General features: G+C 28.7%; 16 protein-coding genes and 1 tRNA gene. 8 read left to right on the forward strand and 9 right to left on the reverse strand.

Annotation, left to right across the window (positions count from 1 at the left end):
- The 3 genes from ACRC8M_RS05590 to ACRC8M_RS05600 all read left to right on the forward strand — a co-directional run.
- On the forward strand, nt 1-930 hold a 930-nt coding region (locus ACRC8M_RS05590), incomplete at its 5' end, for a pyridoxal phosphate-dependent aminotransferase (protein ID WP_438528253.1).
- 12 nt (nt 931-942) lie between these two features.
- Nucleotides 943-1,785 carry an outer membrane protein OmpK gene (locus ACRC8M_RS05595; RefSeq protein ID WP_438528254.1) on the forward strand — a complete coding sequence of 281 codons (843 nt, stop codon included), beginning with the start codon at nt 943-945 and terminating at the stop codon, nt 1,783-1,785.
- A 16-nt stretch (nt 1,786-1,801) separates the two neighbouring features.
- Nucleotides 1,802-2,053 carry a hypothetical protein gene (locus ACRC8M_RS05600; protein WP_438528255.1) on the forward strand — a complete coding sequence of 84 codons (252 nt, stop codon included), beginning with the start codon at nt 1,802-1,804 and terminating at the stop codon, nt 2,051-2,053.
- 269 nt (nt 2,054-2,322) lie between these two features.
- On the opposite strand, the gene ACRC8M_RS05605 is transcribed toward ACRC8M_RS05600, so the two are convergent.
- Nucleotides 2,323-3,717 carry an aminopeptidase P family protein gene (locus ACRC8M_RS05605; protein ID WP_438528256.1) on the reverse strand — a complete coding sequence of 465 codons (1,395 nt, stop codon included), beginning with the start codon at nt 3,715-3,717 and terminating at the stop codon, nt 2,323-2,325.
- Between the two features lie 358 nt (nt 3,718-4,075).
- On the opposite strand from ACRC8M_RS05605, the gene nrdD reads away from it, so the two are divergent.
- Entirely contained in the window at nt 4,076-6,265 is a 2,190-nt protein-coding gene (gene nrdD, locus ACRC8M_RS05610) for an anaerobic ribonucleoside-triphosphate reductase (protein ID WP_438528257.1), read from the forward strand.
- An 18-nt stretch (nt 6,266-6,283) separates the two neighbouring features.
- On the forward strand, nt 6,284-6,793 hold the full coding sequence (gene nrdG, locus ACRC8M_RS05615; RefSeq protein ID WP_438528258.1) for an anaerobic ribonucleoside-triphosphate reductase activating protein: 510 nt from the start codon (nt 6,284-6,286) through the stop codon (nt 6,791-6,793).
- Nucleotides 6,794-6,835: 42 nt separating this feature from the next.
- Here nrdG and mglC read toward each other — a convergent pair whose 3' ends face one another.
- The 3 genes from mglC to mglB form a co-directional block, all read right to left on the reverse strand.
- Nucleotides 6,836-7,846, reverse strand: a complete 1,011-nt coding sequence (gene mglC / locus ACRC8M_RS05620) for a galactose/methyl galactoside ABC transporter permease MglC (protein WP_438528259.1) — start codon at nt 7,844-7,846, stop codon at nt 6,836-6,838.
- A 16-nt stretch (nt 7,847-7,862) separates the two neighbouring features.
- Nucleotides 7,863-9,359 carry a galactose/methyl galactoside ABC transporter ATP-binding protein MglA gene (mglA, locus tag ACRC8M_RS05625; protein ID WP_438528260.1) on the reverse strand — a complete coding sequence of 499 codons (1,497 nt, stop codon included), beginning with the start codon at nt 9,357-9,359 and terminating at the stop codon, nt 7,863-7,865.
- A gap of 61 nt (nt 9,360-9,420) precedes the next feature.
- Nucleotides 9,421-10,404 carry a galactose/glucose ABC transporter substrate-binding protein MglB gene (mglB, locus tag ACRC8M_RS05630; protein ID WP_438528261.1) on the reverse strand — a complete coding sequence of 328 codons (984 nt, stop codon included), beginning with the start codon at nt 10,402-10,404 and terminating at the stop codon, nt 9,421-9,423.
- A 185-nt stretch (nt 10,405-10,589) separates the two neighbouring features.
- On the opposite strand from mglB, the gene ACRC8M_RS05635 reads away from it, so the two are divergent.
- A tRNA-Arg gene (locus ACRC8M_RS05635) sits at nt 10,590-10,666 on the forward strand.
- Here the strand turns inward: ACRC8M_RS05635 and ACRC8M_RS05640 are convergent.
- Both ACRC8M_RS05640 and ACRC8M_RS05645 read right to left on the reverse strand, forming a co-directional pair.
- A complete protein-coding gene (locus tag ACRC8M_RS05640; RefSeq protein ID WP_438528262.1) occupies nt 10,645-11,445 on the reverse strand; it encodes a homocysteine S-methyltransferase family protein in 801 nt (266 codons plus the stop codon). The two genes, ACRC8M_RS05635 and ACRC8M_RS05640, sit on opposite strands and share 22 nt — an antisense overlap.
- A 40-nt stretch (nt 11,446-11,485) precedes the next feature.
- Nucleotides 11,486-12,469 carry a DNA-processing protein DprA gene (locus ACRC8M_RS05645; RefSeq protein ID WP_438528263.1) on the reverse strand — a complete coding sequence of 328 codons (984 nt, stop codon included), beginning with the start codon at nt 12,467-12,469 and terminating at the stop codon, nt 11,486-11,488.
- Between the two features lie 317 nt (nt 12,470-12,786).
- Between ACRC8M_RS05645 and ACRC8M_RS05650 the strand changes: the two genes are divergently transcribed.
- Entirely contained in the window at nt 12,787-14,109 is a 1,323-nt protein-coding gene (locus ACRC8M_RS05650) for a YjiH family protein (RefSeq protein WP_438528264.1), read from the forward strand.
- Between the two features lie 50 nt (nt 14,110-14,159).
- Here ACRC8M_RS05650 and ACRC8M_RS05655 read toward each other — a convergent pair whose 3' ends face one another.
- On the reverse strand, nt 14,160-15,485 hold the full coding sequence (locus ACRC8M_RS05655) for an MATE family efflux transporter (RefSeq protein ID WP_438528265.1): 1,326 nt from the start codon (nt 15,483-15,485) through the stop codon (nt 14,160-14,162).
- A gap of 149 nt (nt 15,486-15,634) precedes the next feature.
- Here ACRC8M_RS05655 and ACRC8M_RS05660 point away from each other — a divergent pair, with 149 nt between their 5' ends.
- A complete protein-coding gene (locus tag ACRC8M_RS05660; RefSeq protein ID WP_438528266.1) occupies nt 15,635-16,384 on the forward strand; it encodes a glucosaminidase domain-containing protein in 750 nt (249 codons plus the stop codon).
- Between the two features lie 28 nt (nt 16,385-16,412).
- On the opposite strand, the gene ACRC8M_RS05665 is transcribed toward ACRC8M_RS05660, so the two are convergent.
- Together ACRC8M_RS05665 and ACRC8M_RS05670 are read right to left on the reverse strand one after the other, a co-directional pair.
- Nucleotides 16,413-17,642 (reverse strand): GNAT family N-acetyltransferase, encoded by a 1,230-nt coding sequence (locus ACRC8M_RS05665; RefSeq protein WP_438528267.1) that lies wholly within the window; start codon nt 17,640-17,642, stop codon nt 16,413-16,415.
- A 79-nt stretch (nt 17,643-17,721) separates the two neighbouring features.
- Nucleotides 17,722-18,897 carry a dicarboxylate/amino acid:cation symporter gene (locus tag ACRC8M_RS05670; protein WP_438528268.1) on the reverse strand — a complete coding sequence of 392 codons (1,176 nt, stop codon included), beginning with the start codon at nt 18,895-18,897 and terminating at the stop codon, nt 17,722-17,724.
- Between the last annotated feature and the right edge of the window lie 3 nt (nt 18,898-18,900).

The raw sequence follows: 18,900 nt of genomic DNA on the forward strand, positions 1-18,900 counted from the left end.
ATCTATCCTGATCCTGATTATACAGAATTAAAGGCCAGTATTTCAAGTTACTGTAATTGTGATTCAGAAAATATTGTTTTAGGTAGTGGAGCTACAGAACTTATATCTTCTACAATTAAAATTATATCTCCAAAACATACTTTACTTTTATCACCTGCATATTCTGAATATGAAAATGAACTAATTAAAATTGGGTCAAAAATTACTAAATTTTTTTATGAAAAAGAAAATAACTTTCAAATCAATATAGACCACCTAATATCGTTTATTTCTTCTAATTGCTTTGATATGATTATTATCTGTAATCCAAATAACCCTACAGGAACATTGATATCTGTTGAAGACCTTGAAAAAATTTATTTAAATTTTAAAAAACCAATTATGATTGATGAAACATATATAGAGTTTACAGATTCATCTAAAACTTCCGCTATCAATTTAGTTAATAAGTATGATAAATTTATAGTTATCAGAGGAACATCTAAGTTCTTTTCCACTCCTGGAATTAGACTTGGATATTCTATTGTTTCAAAGGGAGATATTTTAGACTCTTTAAATATTACTCCTAATCTTTGGAATATAAATATTTTTGCTTCTTTAATGGGAGAAGCAATGTTTAAAGATCATGACTTTATCAATATGTGTCATAATAATTTCAATGAAAATTTCAATTTACTATTTAATGGATTAAAAAACTTTAAAGAGTTTAAAGTTTACAATTCAAATAGTAATTTTATTCTTTGTGAAATTTTAAGTTCTAGGTTTGATGCCAACACTCTTTATAATTATCTATCTGAAAAAGGGATTATTATTAGAAAGGCTCAATCTTTTGATAAATTAAATGAAAAGTTTTTTAGAGTTTGTGTACTCACTAAAGAAAATATTGATCTTCTATTAAAGGAGATTGAAGGGTTTATACGGGAATATTAACACGGAGGGATTATGTTATTAAAGAAAATTTTACTTTTAGGTTCAGTTGTACTTTCAACAGTAAGTTATGCTAAATATGAACCTTGGAATTTTACTGTTTTAGAAGGTAGCCTTATTAAAGGAAATGCTTTACCTAGTGGTCAAGGAGCTTCAGAAAAAGATGTTATTTTAGAGGTACAAGGGACAACTAGATATAATCTTTTAGATTTATATTGGTTTGTTGATAGATCCAATATCTTTAAAGATTCTAGCTTGAGTGATAAAAATGGGGTTGATAATAATTATATTTATGGTGAAATTTCACCAAGAATATCAATTGATGGTTTAACTGGAACTAATCTATCTATAGGGCCTATATCAGAGTGGTTTATTGCAACTCAATTTGATTTTGATAATATTCATGGTAAACCGAAATATGCAAATGGCCTTAGAAAATATTATGTTGGTGTTGGTAACTATATATCAATTCCAGAAATGAAGTATCTGAAATTTGATTATTTTAAAACAAATTTATATGCTAGATATGTGGAAAAGAATTATGGTCGAAATGAAGATCAATGGGATGGGTATCTATTTAATATTGCTTATGGTGGAACTATTTATAAATTTGAAAATGGTATGAAATTTGGATTTAGTGGATGGCTTGATTATGATTTTGGTGCAAAAAATAGCTCTGAATACAATATACAAACTCACGACTCTTTACAGTGGCAAAATCAAATTAGATTTTATTTAAACAATAATCTATCTGTAAGTTACACTTATCAAATAAATAACCATTTTTCTCAAGTTAATCAACATAGTTCAAATAAAAATAATGAATCTTTTGGTATTCATTATGCTATTATATTTTAATTTATAGGAGGATTACATGTTAAAAAACGAACTTTCTTTAATTGGAGAAAAAATAACTTTTGAAGAATTAAATAATTTTATGATTGAAAACAACTATTATAGTATATATAATGATTTAAGTGAGAGAGAAATCCAAGATTGCCTAAATGAAGGTGTTATTGCTTTTGAAAGTAAATCTCAAGATACCATTGAAGATATTTATACTTACATAGAATTTGAAGTTTTTGAAAACAATATTTTAAAAATAAATAATATATTTGAAATGTAAAAAAATATCCTCTGAAATTTCAGAGGGTATTTTTTTTATATTTTACAATAAAAAAAACTCCTTTTGGGGTAAAAGGAGTTTTTTATAACACGGGGGAGTGTTAAAATAAAAAGATTTAAATAAATTTTTGGGGGGTATTAAATTTATTTGATCATCGGTTTCAATTAATAATACTATATCCGTACTAAAATGTCAACTATGTTTTTAAATAGTTTTTATTTCTTTTTATCTTTTCTTTTTCCAAACAAACTTGTTCTTTTATAAAACTATTATCTATTACTGTTTAAAATTTCTTCTATCTCATTAAAGTATTTAGGCATTTTATCCCCTAACCTTCTATTTCCATTTTCCGTTATTAAAAAATCTCCCTCATATCTCATTCCACCAAAGTCTAGATATTTTTTTACCTCTTTATAATTAATATACTCTTCAAATTTCCCCTCTTTTTTCCATCTATCTATTAATTCAGGAATAAAATAAATACCTGGTTCAATTGTCAATACATACCCTGGCTTTAGTTCTTTTCCCATTCTTAAAGATTTTAGTCCAAATTGAGTTTCTCTTTTTGTAATCTCATCATAACCAACATTATTTTCACCAAAATTCTCCATATCATGTACATCTAAACCTATCATATGCCCTAATCCATGTGGGAAAAATAGTGCATGTGCTCCAGCATTAACTATTTCATCTATATTCCCCTTCATAATACCTCTTTTAACCATTCCTTGAGCTAAAACTTTACAAACCTCTAAATGAACAAACTTATTTGTTACTCCAGGCTTTGCACACTCTTCTGCTCTATCAAACATCTCAATTAACAATGAGTATATATCCTTTTGTCTAGAATCAAATTTTCCTGAAACTGGAAAAACTGTCGTCATATCGCCACAATAACCATTTTCTAATCTAGCACCACAATCCAACAGAACTACATCTCCATCTTCAAAAGTATTTCCATGAAAATGATTATGTAAAATTTGGCCATTCGTTGTGCAAATAGTATGGAAAGATGTTGTAGCGTTATATTTTTTTGCTACTGCTTCTAACAACGCTACCAATTCATAACCTTTCATTCCCGACTTTACATTTTTCATAGCTGTTAGATGCATTTCTCTTGTAACATTTGTAGCTTTTTCTAACTCTGTAATCTCATAATCTTTTTTCGAATTTCTCATCTCTATTATTCCAGCCACTAATTTTTTTGAAAACTTTTTATTTACATCATCCAAATCAAAATCTAATAATTTAGATATTTTCAAACTATTTTCAATACGGTACTGATTAGTAAAATGAATAATTTGTTTCTTTGACTTAGCCTTTTCTAATATCTCTTCCAATTTTTCTAATTCTACAAACTTTTCAATTCCTACTTCTGCAGCTCTTTCTTTAAAAGTTTTTTGTTGTCCCATCCAAATTATATCATCTATTGTAAACTCTTTTCCAAATATATATTCTTTATCATTTTCTATATCTATAACTCCAATTAAATCTGGTGAATTTAATCCAAAGTAATATAGAAATGTTGAATCTTGTATAAAATTATACGTATTATCTGCATAAGACATAGGTGATTCTGAATTTCCTATAATTAAAATTAATCCATCTCCCACCAATTCCTTTATTTTTTTTCTTCTTGAAATATAGATATCTTTATCAAACATAAAACCCCTCCTTTTATATTAGTATTTCAAAAATACTATAGCACATTTTTTTAATATTTTTTTATTTTTTTATTATTTAAAAAGTTCAAAAATAAAAATAACACAATATCTTGTGTTATTTTTTTAAACCAAACAATATATATTGTGTTTTTTTATTTTTTTCTATGAATTTTTTTTGCTCTATTTTTTTTAGTTTGATTATTTTTTTAACTTCATTTTGCTTTAGTAACTCTATATTTTTCTGTCAAATATTTTTTTTTAACCATTTTTTTTACCATTTTTACTTTTTTACACATTTGTAGAATTATATAAAAATGTGTATAATAATTAAAGAAAAAATAAAAATGGGGTGATTTCTTTGAAAGAAGTTATTAAAAGAGATGGATCAATTGTAAGCTTTGATAAAAGTAGAATTATCAGAGCTATTACTATGGCTTTTAATCAAAAAGAAAAATTAGTTAATACCGATCTTATTGAGAAAATAGCGTCTCAAATAGAAAATCTTGATACTCCTAAGATGCATGTTGAGGAGATCCAAGATATTGTTGTAAAAAAACTTATGGGGTCTTCTGAAAAAGATATTGCACTTTCTTATCAAGAATATCGTACTGTTAAAAATGAACTAAGAAAAAAAGAGCAAGTTATATATAAAAAAATTGGCGAATTAATCGATGCATCTAACGAAGATATGTTAAATGAAAATGCCAATAAAGATGGAAAAACAATCTCTGTACAAAGAGATTTGTTAGCTGGTATTTCATCGAAAGATTATTATTTAAATAGAATTCTACCAAAACATCTAAAAGAAGCTCATGAAAGTGGAAGAATACATATACATGATTTAGATTACCTTCTTTTTAGAGAAACAAACTGTGAGTTAGTTAATATCGAGCAAATGTTAAAAAGTGGATGCAATATTGGTAATGCTAAAATGTTAGAACCTAACTCTGTTGAAGTTGCAGTTGGACATATCGTACAAATTATTGCTTCTGTTTCTTCAAATACTTATGGAGGATGTTCTATCCCTTACCTTGACAGAGCATTAGTTCCATATATTGTTAAAACCTTTAAAAAACATTTTGCTAAAGGATTAAAATATATAGAGAGATTATCTCAAGATGAGATTGATTCAATTATATCTACAACTGATATCAATTACTCTAACGAATCTTTAAAAGAAAAATATCCAAGTGCCTTTGACTATACTGTAGACATGACAGAGGAGTCTGTAAAACAGTCTATGCAAGGTTTAGAATATGAAATTAATAGTTTATCTACAGTAAATGGTCAAACGCCTTTTACTACTATAGGAATAGGAACTGAAACATCTTGGGAAGGTAAATTAGTTCAAAGATTTGTATTCAAAACTAGAATGGAAGGATTTGGAGCTAAAAAAGAAACTGCTATATTCCCTAAAATTGTTTATGCTGTTTGTGATGGACTAAACTTTGATCCTAAAGATCCAAATTGGGATATATCTCAACTTGCTTTTGAGTGTATGACAAAATCTGTTTATCCTGATATTCTGTTTGTTACACCAGAACAAGTTAAAAATGGTACTGTTGTTTATCCTATGGGATGTAGAGCGTTCTTATCTCCTTGGTGGGATGAAAATGGAAATGAAAAATACTCAGGTAGATTCAACATTGGAGCTACTACAATTAATTTACCTAAAATTGCTATAAAAAATAGAGGTAATGAAGCTGCTTTCTATAAAGAGTTAGATGAGGTTTTAAATCTTTGTAAAGAAAATAATATATTTAGAGCTAAATACTTAGAAAATACTCCTGCAGAAATTGCTCCGATTCTTTGGATGGCTGGTGCTCTTTCTGAGAAGCAAGCCAAAGAAACTATCAAAGATTTAATCTGGGGTGGATATGCTACTGTATCTATTGGTTATATTGGTCTTAGCGAAGTTTCTGAACTTATATATGGTAAAAACTTTGCCTTAGATGAGGAATCATATGATAAAACATTTAAAATTTTAGAGTATATTTCTAAAAAGGTTAAAGAATTTAAAGATGAAACAAAATTAGGATTTGCTCTTTATTCTACACCTTCTGAATCTCTTTGTGATAGATTTGCTCAAATAGATTTAAAAGAGTTTGGTCCAATTGAGGGAATTACTGATAAAGAGTATTATGATAACTCTTTCCATGTTTCTTCCAAAATTAAAATAAATCCTTTTGAGAAATTGAGATTAGAGGCTCCTGGGCATACTTTAGCAGCTGGTGGACATATTAGTTATATTGAAACTGATTCTCTAAAGAAAAACCTTGAAGCCGTATATCAAGTTTTAAAATATGCTCAATCAATTGGAATTCACTATATGGGAATTAATCAACCAGTTGATAAATGTCATATTTGTAACTTCAACGGAGAATTTTTGGCAACAGAAAGAGGCTTTGAATGTCCACAATGTGGAAATCATGATTCAACTAAAATGAACGTTATAAGAAGAGTATGTGGATATTTAGCCCAACCTGATTCTAGACCTTTCAACAAAGGAAAACAAAAAGAGGTTATAAATAGAGTTAAACATATGTAAAATGATGGGAGATTGATTATGAATTATTCTGGTATTAAATATACAGACATGATTAACGGGGAAGGGATCAGAGTTAGTCTTTTTGTCAGTGGTTGTTCACACTATTGTAAAGATTGTTTTAATTCTGATACTTGGGATCCAAATTATGGTTCTCTATTTACTGAAGAAATTGAAAATGATATTTTAAACTATTTTAAAAAATATAACAAAAGTATAAAAGGGTTATCTTTATTAGGAGGAGACCCTACTTATATCAGCAATATAGATCCTCTTGTATCTTTTATAAAGAAATTTAAAAGTCTTTTTCCAGAAAAGGATATCTGGATTTGGTCAGGTTTTACCTGGGAAGCTATTATTGAAAACCCAAAGCTATTATCTCTTATAGAGTTATGTGATATTTTAGTCGATGGAAAGTTTAGAATAGAAGAAAAAGATTTAAATCTCAAATGGCGTGGTAGTAAAAATCAAAGAGTCATCAATATTAAAAAAAGTTTAGAGTTAAAAGAAGCCATCAAATATATAGATTAAAAAAATTCTAGAGGAATACTCCTCTAGAATTTTTTATTATATCTATTTTTTCTTTACATATTTTAATGTATCTAATGCAACTGCCATAACTATTATTAATCCTTTTATTATATATTGCCAATACGGATTTACTCCTATAAAAGTTAATCCATAGTTTATTACAGTAAAAATTATAACCCCTATTAATACTCCTGGAACTGTTCCTACTCCTCCTGAAAACGAAACTCCTCCTACAACACAAGCTGCTATAGCATCCATCTCATACATATTTCCAAGGTTGTTTGTAGCACTTCCTACTCTTCCAGCCTCTAACATTCCACCAAAAGCATAGAATATTCCAGACAATGTATAAACTAATACCAATGTCTTTTTTACATTTACACCAGATACCTTAGCTGCTTCAGGATTTCCTCCTACTGCAAACAAATTTTTTCCAAAAGTTGTCTTATTCCATAAAATCCATATAAACAATACTGCTAGTGCTGCATAAATAATCAGATAATTAAATCTAAATCCTGCTATTGTGAAGTAGCCTTGAGCAAAATTAGTAAAACTCTTTGAAAATCCTGCTATTGGTGAAGCTCCAACATAGTCATAATATAATGAGTTTGCACCATAGATTATAATCATTGAACCTAATGTTGCAACAAATGGAGTTACACTTAAGTATGCTACAACAAATCCATTTAAAAATCCAACAAATGCTCCAATAATTCCTATTATAACTATAACAGCTGGAATTGGTAATGTATCTAAATTAGGAAATACTTTATTTACATTAGTTATTGCCTGTAATAGTGTCGCCGAAATTACCGCTGATAATCCCACTTGTCTTCCTACAGATAAGTCTGTTCCCTGAGTAACTATTATTCCTGCTACCCCTAAAGCTAATATTGTTCTAACTGATGATTGAGTTAATATATTTCTCATATTTCTAAAACTTAGAAAAGATGGTTCTTTTATAATTATTCCTGCTATAAGTATCAACAATACTAAATATAATCCTCCATCCAATAGAAGTTTTTTTGTATCTTTACCTTTAAAAAATTCCATTTTGTCCTCCCGTAACTTATAAATATAATGATGCTAATTTTAAAATCTCTTCTTGACTTGTTTCACGAGTATTCACAATTCCAGCTACTCTTCCATTACTCATAACTAATATTCTATCTGTAACACCTAGGAGTTCTGGCATTTCAGAAGAGATCATAATTATTCCTTTTCCCTTATTTGCCAAGTCTAGCATTAACTGATAAATTTCATATTTAGCTCCTACATCTATACCCCTTGTTGGTTCATCTAACATAAGTATATCTGGACTAGTTAAAAGCCATCTTCCTATTATTACCTTCTGTTGATTTCCACCAGATAAATTACCTATCGGTGTTTTTTGAGTTGGTGTTTTTACTCTCATTGAATCAATAACCCATTTTGTATCTCCATACATTTTAGAAGAGTTTAAAATTTTATTTTTTCCTTCGTAATTAGTCATATTAGATATTAAAGAGTTAAATTCAATATTTAACTGAGGAAAAATCCCTGTAGCTCTTCTTTCTTCTGTTACAAGTGCAAATCCATTTTTTATAGCTTCTAAACTAGTTTTATTCTCTATCTCTTTGCCATTTATTATTACTTTTCCGCTTTCCCTTTCTCTAATTCCAAATATAGTTTCAACTATATCTGTTCTTTTAGATCCAACTAGTCCTGCTACTCCAAGGATTTCTCCTTTTTTCAATTCAAAATTCACATCTTTTATAGATGGTTGATTTTTTGCTGTTAAATTTTCTACTTGAAGCACTACTTCTTGTGGAACATTTGTTTTCTCAGGAAATCTTTGAGTTAAAGACCTTCCAACCATCATACTTATTATCTCATCAGTTGATAGCCCCTCTAAGCTAGTTGTAGTAACCCACTGACCATCTCTTAATATTGTTATATCATCACAAATTTCTTTTATCTCTTCCATTTTATGAGAGATATATACAACTCCACAACCTCTATCTGTAAGTTTTTTGATAATCTTAAAAAGATGTCCAACTTCCTTTTCTGTTAGAGAGGATGTAGGCTCATCCATTACTATTATTTTAGAATTATATGAAAAGGCCTTTGCTATCTCAACCATTTGCATCTGTGATACAGATAATGTTGAAACTTTCGCTTTTGGATCTACATCAATTTCCAACTCTTTAAATATTTTCTTTGTATCTTCATACATCTTTTTATGATCTACAAATATTCCTTTTAAAGGATATCTCCCTAACCAAACATTATCCATTACAGTTCTTTGCAAAACTTGATTTAACTCTTGATGAACCATTGATACTCCATTTTCTAAAGCGTCTTTGGCCGAAATAAAATCAATTTCTTTTCCATCTAAAAAAATTTTTCCCTCATCTCTTGAATAAATTCCAAACAAACATTTCATTAAAGTTGATTTTCCTGCTCCGTTTTCTCCCATTAAAGCATGAACTGTATGAGGTCTTATTTTTAAATTTACCTTATCTAGAGCTTTTACTCCGGGAAAAGACTTTGATACTTCTGTCATTTCTAGTAAAAATTTTTCCATACCCACTCCTTAAAATCTAAATATTTTATAAAGAAAGGGAGGCTCATACCTCCCCTACACACTACTTTTTAAAATCTTTTAAATTATCCTTGTCTACTCCTACGTAAGGTACTCTTAGTATTTTATCTTTTAATTCCCATTTTGTTCCTTCTGTTGGTTTCTTTCCTTCAGCTAAATTTTTTGCAATTTCATATGTTGCTTGCCCTTGATTAAGTCCATCATTAAGTACTGTTCCTGCAGCATCTCCATTTTCAACCATAACTAAAACTTCAGCTAAAGCGTCTACTCCAAATACAGGAGTTTTTGCTTTTCCATTAGCCTTTAATGCTTCAACAGCTCCCATTGCCATTCCATCATTATTTGCAATTACAACTTCTATTTTTTCACCATTTGGACCTGATAACCATGCTTCCATCTTATCTTTTGCCATAGCAGCATCCCACATTCCAGTATCCATATGTAGTTCTTGTGTTTTTATTCCTTTTTCATTTAAAGTTTTTGTTACATAAGTTGTTCTAGCTTCAGCATCTGGATGTCCAGGTTCTCCTTTTAAAAGAACATATTGTAATACCCCATCCTTATTTAAATCCCAAGCTGGATTTGCTGCCCAATGCTTAGCTATTACTTCACCTTGAATAACTCCTGATTCTTTTGAATCTGTTCCTACATAGTAAGCTTTATCATAGCTTTCCATATCTGCTTTTGATGGTTCTTTATTATAAAATACAACTGGAATATCTTCAGCTTTAGCTTTTTCAATAATTGTTGAAGCTGCTGCTGGGTCAACTAAGTTAATTGCTAATGCATTTACCCCTTTAGCAATTAAAACATCTACTTGGTCATTTTGTTTAGATTGGTCATTTTGTGAATCATTCATTAAAACTTCAACATTTTTATCCTTCTTTGCTACCTCTTCAATACTTTGTCTAACTGTTGACATAAAATTATCATCATAACGATAAACTGTCACTCCAATTTTTGTTGATGCTGCTGATGCCACTGTAGTAAGAGCTAATGCTCCTAACAAAACCGAAACTCTTTTCATAAAATCCCTCCGCAATTGTAATTATATGAAACATATTGTTGATTATACATTATAAATGAGCCCAATGTCAAGCATATGAAAAAACTAAAAAGGAAGTTTTTTTCCCAAGTAAAAAAACTCCCTTTTTATAACTATTTTTTATCTTGACTTTTATTTTTTTGTATGTTAAATTCAAAACATAAAGTGTATCTGTAGCTCAGTTGGATAGAGCAACTCCCTCCTAAGGAGTAGGTCATGAGTTCAACTCTCGTCAGGTACACCATTTTTATTCTGAAACTCCTCTAAAGTTCTTCTAAGCATTTTTATATGATTAAAATCTGTTCCACAACATCCACCAATAATGTCAACGACACCTATTTTTAACAGTTCATTGATATCTTTTATAAATTTTTCTATATCTCCATCAGAATTTGGGTGAAATGATACTTTTAAATTTGTTTCTTTTTTTAATTTTTTTAATGTCTCCATGACCTCTTTTGTTAATTCACTGCAATTAATTCCTATAGAGATAGTATATTCATTTAAAAACTTTGCATATATATCTATAAGTTTCTCTCCAGAATAAAGTTTCCCATCTTTATCAACTGCAAATGAAATCATCACAGGTTTTACTAACTTTTTATTTTCCATTTCTACTTTCAGTAATTTTAAACTTTCCAATCCTTTATCTAAGTTATAAATTGTTTCAATCATAACAATATCTATGTCACTATCCAAAATTCCATCTATTTGATCTTTATCTGGTAAACAAAAAGTTCCAATACTTTTTTTATTATATTTCTCAGCAACTTTTTTACAAATTCTCCCTCCTAATAGTGCGTATTCATAAGATTTTTCATCATTTTCTCCATAATTTCTTAAAGCTTCTTTAGAACAATTAAAGGTATTTGCCTTTAAGCAATCTGCTCCTGACACTATATATTTTTCATGTATTTCGCTTATTATTTCAGGTTTTGTATAATTTAATTTTTCCCTACACTTGTCCTCTATTTTATATATATTTGAAATTGTTGTTCCCATTGCTCCATCCAATAAAATCATATCCAAAATACCTCCTTCTGATTTATCTTTAAATTATATCTCAAGAAAACTCAAAAGTAAAAAGAGTATTTGGTTTAGAAGTTAAAATTTTAATTAAATTTATATCAGAATAAGAACTTATAAATGTAACTTTAGATATATTTTTCATATTAAATATGGTTTGATTTATTTTTATATTTCTAATATAAACTCTCTTTTTCTCTGAAAAAGCTACTTTTAAAGTTGTTATAGTTCCACCTTTTTTTCCCGTTTCTAAAATTAATAACTCTTCTGTTAAATAAGCTTGAATCCTATTTCTTTGAAGAAGATATATTCCTTTTACTTTCAAACTAGGAGGTATTTCAGATAGAATCGTTCCTCCTTTCCCTAAGATTTCATTTGCTAAACTTAAATGTTCTTTTGGATAAATTTCACTCCCCAATCCTTGACCTAATATAGCTATATTCTTTATATCATATTTTAAACTAATTTTATGTCCAATAAAGTCGCACCCAATAGCCAACCCACTTATATTATATTTCAAATCTCTCTTCATATTTTTTATAACCTCTTCTGTAAATTCCTCTATATTTTTATCTTCTGGTTTTCTTGTCCCCACTATACAAATAGAATTATTTAAATTACTTTCATCTATTTCCTTTCCCTTATAATACAACACAAAGGGTGGTATTTTACATCCTCTTAGCCTTTTAGGATAATTTGAACAAAAGTATGTAATAAACTTTATATCATTTTTATCCATTATTTTTTTCTCCTCTTCTATTTGTTTTCTTAAATTTTTTAATATCTTGAAATCACTAAAAAAAATTCTAATTTTCTCTTTCTCTGCTCCATCTTTTAATAGCTTTATAACTTCTAACGCTTCATTATAGTTTCCATTTAATATATTTATCCCTAGCTCACTAGATTTTTTAAAAATTTTAAATAGGTATTCAGGTGAAAAAGCCAAAATATCTATTTTCCCAATATTTATAACCATAGAACCTATCATTGACCATAAAATCATATCATCTTTCGAATACATAACCTCTTCGCCTCCCACACTATTTATAAAGATAACTACTTAAAATTCTATTTTAACCTTTTTATTTATTTTATTTTTTTCTTTACATTCTATTTTATTTAATGTATACTTAACTAACAATTTAAACAGAGGTTAGTTCACTTATATGTTTTGAGCCTAAGGCCGATGGCGATGACGACATGTTCCTGTGAATTAAGTATTACGAAGCTGCCATAGTAATACGCTTAATAACATAAGTTCTCAATTCAGGCATACTTTTATTTAAAGTATGTTTTTTTATTTGGCAGAAATTTTATAATTTCTGGAGGTTTTTTATAATGGCAATACTAAAATTTGGTATTTATTCTTTCATAGGGCTTTTAGCATTCTTAGCTCCTATTACAATTGGTGGTGAATCATCTATTATTATGGGTCACCTTAAAAACTTTGTTCTAAATAATTTTTCAAATTGGGTTAATTTTTTAATAATGTTTTGTTCTGTTATTACTATTACTGGAACAACTCTTGGATTTATCAAAAAGAATTTTAAAGAACAATACTTAAATGATTTATTCGTTACGGATAAATTAAGTGGAATTTTGAGAATTGGCGGTTCTTTTATGTTCATTTTAATCTCACTAGGATTTGCACCTGAATTTTTAAGTAACGAAAACACTGGTGGATTAATGGCTGGCGATATGATTCCCCCTCTTATGGTAACTTTTTTCATAGGAGTTATGCTTATGCCACTTCTTACATCTTTTGGATTAGTTGAATTTATTGGAACTCTAATTGCTCCAATTATGAGAAAAATATTTAAAGTTCCTGGTTATGCTGCTATAGATGCTCTTGCATCATTTCTTGGAGATGGAACTATTGGAATTGTAGTTACAGATCAACAATATCAAAAAGGGTATTATACTCAAAGAGAAGCTGCAATTATTGCAACATCATTTTCAATAGTAGGAATATCTTTTGCTGCCGTTGTTGCTGATTTATTAAAATTCTCTAAAATATTTTGGATATTTTATGGAACTATTGCTTTTTCAACTATAATTGCTGGATTTATAATCGCTAGATTACCTTTAAAGAAATTTAAAAATGAATATTACGAGGGTTATAAAGTTGATGACAGTGGAGCTAGAAGTTTTGCTGAGGCTCTTCATTTAGCAACTACCACAGCTGGAAAAGCTTCTGAAAAAGAGATTGTTGTAGATTCACTTTTTAAAGTTTTAATTATCTATGTAACTTTTATCCCTGTTATTATGTGTGTTGGATCTATTGGTTTAGTTATTGCAGAAAATACTAGTTTCTTCAATATTCTATCTATGCCTCTAATGCCTATTTTAAGAGGATTAGGATTTACACATGAAGTGGCATCACAAATGGCTCCTGCTATGATTGTTGGTTTCTCTGATATGTATCTACCTGCTCTGTTTATTGAAAATACAACAAGTGAAGTGGCTAGATTTATAGTTGGAACTCTTTCTTTTGCACAATTGATATTCCTAAGTGAAACTGGTATGATTCTTGTTAATTCAAAAATGGGATTTTCTATATTAGATGTCGCTAAATTCTTTATTTTGAGAACTGTTATTACATTCCCTGTTATCTACTCTATAGCTATGATACTTGTTAAATTTGGAATTTTAAGCTATTAATTTAAATAAAAATAAAAAAAAAACGGATTTAAAAATCCGTTTTTTTATTTCTACACAAAACCTTTAACCATCCACTTTTTAGTTCTCCAACGCCATAACATTGCAAAACCTCTTATCCATTCATCTGTTCCGTTAGCTATCCATACTCCAACTAGAGCCCACTCCATTCTTATTCCTAATAACCATGATAACGGTGCTGCTACTCCCAGCATAACAATACATCCCATTGCCATTGGAAATTTTATATCTCCTGCTGCATGAAGAGCATTTATAACTACAATATTGAATGTCCTTCCAGTTTCAATAAATATCAACCAAGGAAATACTTTTGCAGTTGCTTTTACTACTTCCATATCTTTAGTAAATAACTCCATTATTTGGAATCTTAAAAAATAAACTATAATTGAAACTAATGCCGCTGCTATAAAAGATAATGTTAAACTTTTCATACATTGATCATATGCCCTATCTTTATCTCCAGCTCCTACAAGTTGTCCTACCTGTATAGCAGTTCCATGTCCTAACGCAATTGAAAAAATCATAATAAAGGAAGATATAAGTGCTAAATACGTTCTTGCTGTTATCTCAACTGTCCCCATTGTATTTACCATAGCAAGAATTATAACCTGTGTTAAACTCCAAGTTAAATGTTCTCCTGCTGTAGGAATTCCAATAGATAAAATTTGTCTAACTTTTTCATAAGTGAACTTTTTAAAATCCTCTACAATTTTAAATTTACAATAATTTGTCATTACAAGTAGCGAAATTATTGCTCCTATGAATCTTGAAAAAACCGTAGATAATCCAACACCTGTTACACCTAAAATAGGTGCTCCTAACCATCCAAAAATAAACATTCCATTACCTAAAATATTCAATAAGTTGACACCCACATTAACAAATAACATAGGTTTTGTATTTCCATAGCTTTTTAAAATAGCTCCATTTGTAAGAGATATTGCTTGAAATATACAAAGTCCACCTACTAATTTAAAATAGTTCATACCAATCTCTCTAAGACTTAATGGTAATTTTATCTTTACTAAAATCCATTCCCACGCAACTAAATATATCAATCCTAAAACTGCACCAATAACTACATTCATTACTAAAGAGGCTGCTATCACTTCTTTTGTAGATTTATGATTTTTTGCACCTACATATTGTGACATAAGAATTGTTGTTCCTAAACATATAAAACTTAGGATTGTATTTTGAATAAGCAAAACTTGGCTCATCCCTCCCACTGCTCCAACAGCTTTATCACTGAATCTTCCTAACATTATAGTATCAATATTTCCAACTACAGTAACTAGCAACAACTCTAAAAATATTGGAATTGTTATTGAAAATAATGATTTTTTTTGCTCTAACATTTATTGCCCTCTCCTACCGTGATTTAATATTTTATATCTTTTTATTATACTATACCTTTAGCTTCGTGTAAATTTTTTATTGATTTTTAATATATCATAATGTATAATTTAATGTATATTAAAAATATTATATCGATAAAGGAGAAGTTATGTTAAAAAAATTAATTATTAGTATGCTCATTTTCTTCCTTTATTCATCTTTTTCATTCTCTATTGATAGGGATTTTCATATCCCGCACGAAATTAAATATAAAACTATCGAAGTAAAAACATTAAAAGATTTAGAGAATAAACCTACTGGCAATCATGTTTACTCTTTAGATGGATTAGATTTGAAAAAATTAAGCATACGTAGTAGAAAAGAAGTTTTTATTTCAATGCTCCTGCCTAGTATTGAAATTGTAAACAAAGAAATTGACAGAGATATATCTATAATAGAGGTACTATCCAAAAAAAACTCTCATACTTTTGAGGAAAAAAAAGAATTAGATAGAATTTTTAAATCTTATAAAGTTTCAGCATATAATTGGTCTGAGCTAAAAAAAAGAATGATAAAATACCCTACATCACTTATTCTTTCGCAAGCAGCTATTGAAAGTGGTTGGGGAACATCCAAAGTTTTTAAAGAGAAGAATAATCTTTTTGGTATGAACGCTTATAAACATACAAATCGTACTTATAAAGAGTATGACTCTATTAAAGACTCTGTTAAAGATTTTGTTCTAACTCTTTCTAGAGTTAATGCTTACAAATCACTTAGAACTAAGGTTCACGCTGGTGAACCACCAGAAAAAATTGCACATGGTCTAACTAGTTACTCAGAGTTAAAGGGTGCCTATATAAAAAAGGTGCAAACAATGTTAAAACATAATGATTTTGAAAAATATGATGATGCATAAAAAAAGTCTGCAATTAAGCAGACTTTTTTTAATTCAATAAGCAATCTAAATGAATAATAACACTTTTGACTAATGGGAAATCCTCTTTTATAGAATTTTCTAAGTCATCTGATATTTTATGAGCATTATAAACACTCATATCTTTTGGTACCCTTATATGTAACTCTAAAAATATTTTATCCCCTGATTTTCTCATCATAATATCATGAGCATTTTTTATATCTGTATTTTCATATATATATTTCTTTATCTCTTTGATAAATTCCATGTCTTGTTTATCTAAAATAGTATCTGTTGTTTCTAATATTACACTAACACCCTCTTTAAATATCAATACAGCTACTAATATACTTATCAACAAGTCAAATATTGGATTTATATAGATAGATAATATGATTCCTAAAACTACACCTAATGATGCAAATATATCATTTCTACTATCTTTAGCATCTGCTATTAAAGCTCTATTTTCTGTTTCTACTCCTACTCTTATTTTCTGTTTATACATAAAATATTTTACAACTGATGAAAATAATGCAAAATAAACCGTCAGTATCTGAGGAACCTCTCTTTTCCCTCCTGAAAAAAGAATCTCTACTCCACCTTTTCCTAATTCAAAAGCTGTCAGTATCATAAAAATTCCCATGATTACTCCAATTACACTTTCAATTTTTTCATGACCAAAAGGGTGCGATTCATCCTCTGGTATATTACTAAAATGAATTCCTAATAAAATACCACTTGAAGTTACAACATCTGAAAGTGAATTAAATCCATCTGCTAATAAAGCTCTTGATTTACCCGTATATCCAAACCCAATTTTTGTAACAGCTAAAATTATATTCCAAAAGATTGAGGAAATTACTGTTTTTTGACCTTCTTTTTTTCTAAAGTCTTTATTTTCTACATCTTCTATAATAAACTCGCCATTCTCTTTCTTTTTAAATCCTATTTTTACTAAAAAATCTGAAATTGAATTATTTTTATCTACAATTAAATTTCCTTTTTTTATCTTTTTATTAATAATAAAAAGTAATAACTTTGTTCCATATGATTTAAAACGCTCATCTTTTTTAACAAAAATTCTTTTCAATTCATAGTTGTTTAGATTCTTTTCTAATAAGGTATATGCTACTATTCCATTTTTATTTTCTATAGTATAGTATAGTCCCTCTTCATCTAAAATAAAACTTTTATCTAACTCTTGAAACTCCTCAAGTCTACTTTCTACATCCTCATAGATATAACTTTTATACATATCTCCTCCGCAAAATAATGATTAGAATATTATATAAAAAAAACTCTCTTTTTACAAGCCTAGAGAGTTTTTTTCTTTTTTATTTTTGCAGTTTTTTATCCTTTTTAAAAATCCCATTTAATATAAGTGCTAATGCCCCATCTCCAACAACATTACAAGCCGTTCCAAAACTATCTTGTAATGCAAATATTGTTAGCATAAGAGCTATTCCTGTATCATCAAAACCTAAGACTGATGATATTATTCCAAGTGACGCCATAACTGTTCCTCCAGGAACACCAGGAGCACCAATTGCGAATATTCCAAGTAAAACTACAAATAGTACCATTGTTCCTACAGAAGGAAGTGTTCCATATAACACTTGAGAAACTGTCATCACAAAGAAAACCTCTGTTAAAACTGATCCACATAGATGAACTGTAGCCCCTAATGGAATTGCAAAGTTAGCTATATCATCATCTAAACTTTTTGATTTTTTAGCACACGCTAATGCTACTGGTAAAGTTGCTGCTGAAGACATTGTTCCTACAGCTGTCAAATATGCTGGTCCATAAAACTTCAATAAATTTAATGGATTTTGCTTTGATACAGCTCCACCTATTGTATATAAAATAGACAACCATATAAAATGTCCCACTAAAACAATTACAACAACTTTTAAGAATATTGGTAATTGTTTTGTTATACTACCTTCATATGCAAGTGTTGCAAAAGTTGTTACTATAAAAAATGGCAGTATTGGAATTATAATCTTATAAACTATTGATAAAATAACATTATTAAACTCATCTAAAGCCGCCTCTAATTTTTTAGAATCCGTCCATACTATTGCTAATCCTAAAAACAAAGCTAAAACTAAAGCTGACATAACAGAAAGTACTGGTGGTATATTTAATTTAAATATCATTGGTGGTAGTGTTTTTAATCCATCAACTACTGTCGTTATATTTAACATTGGAATAATCATATACCCCGAAAACATTGAAAATATAGCCGCTCCCAATGACGATAGATAAGCTAGTAGCAACATAACCATCAACATTTTACTCGCATTAGCTTTCATCTTTGTTATAGCAGGTGCTATAAATCCTAAAATAATCAATGGAACTGTAAATGAAATAATTTGACCTAAGATAAATTTAATAGTTTGAATTACTCCAATTACTGATTCACTAGAAAATAATCCAATAACCAATCCTACGATAACTCCAACAATTAATTTTAATATCAGGTTATCTTTTTTTTCTTTTGACATTTG

Origin of the sequence: Cetobacterium sp. (genome assembly GCF_051653945.1) — a bacterium.
GTDB lineage: Bacteria > Fusobacteriota > Fusobacteriia > Fusobacteriales > Fusobacteriaceae > Cetobacterium_A.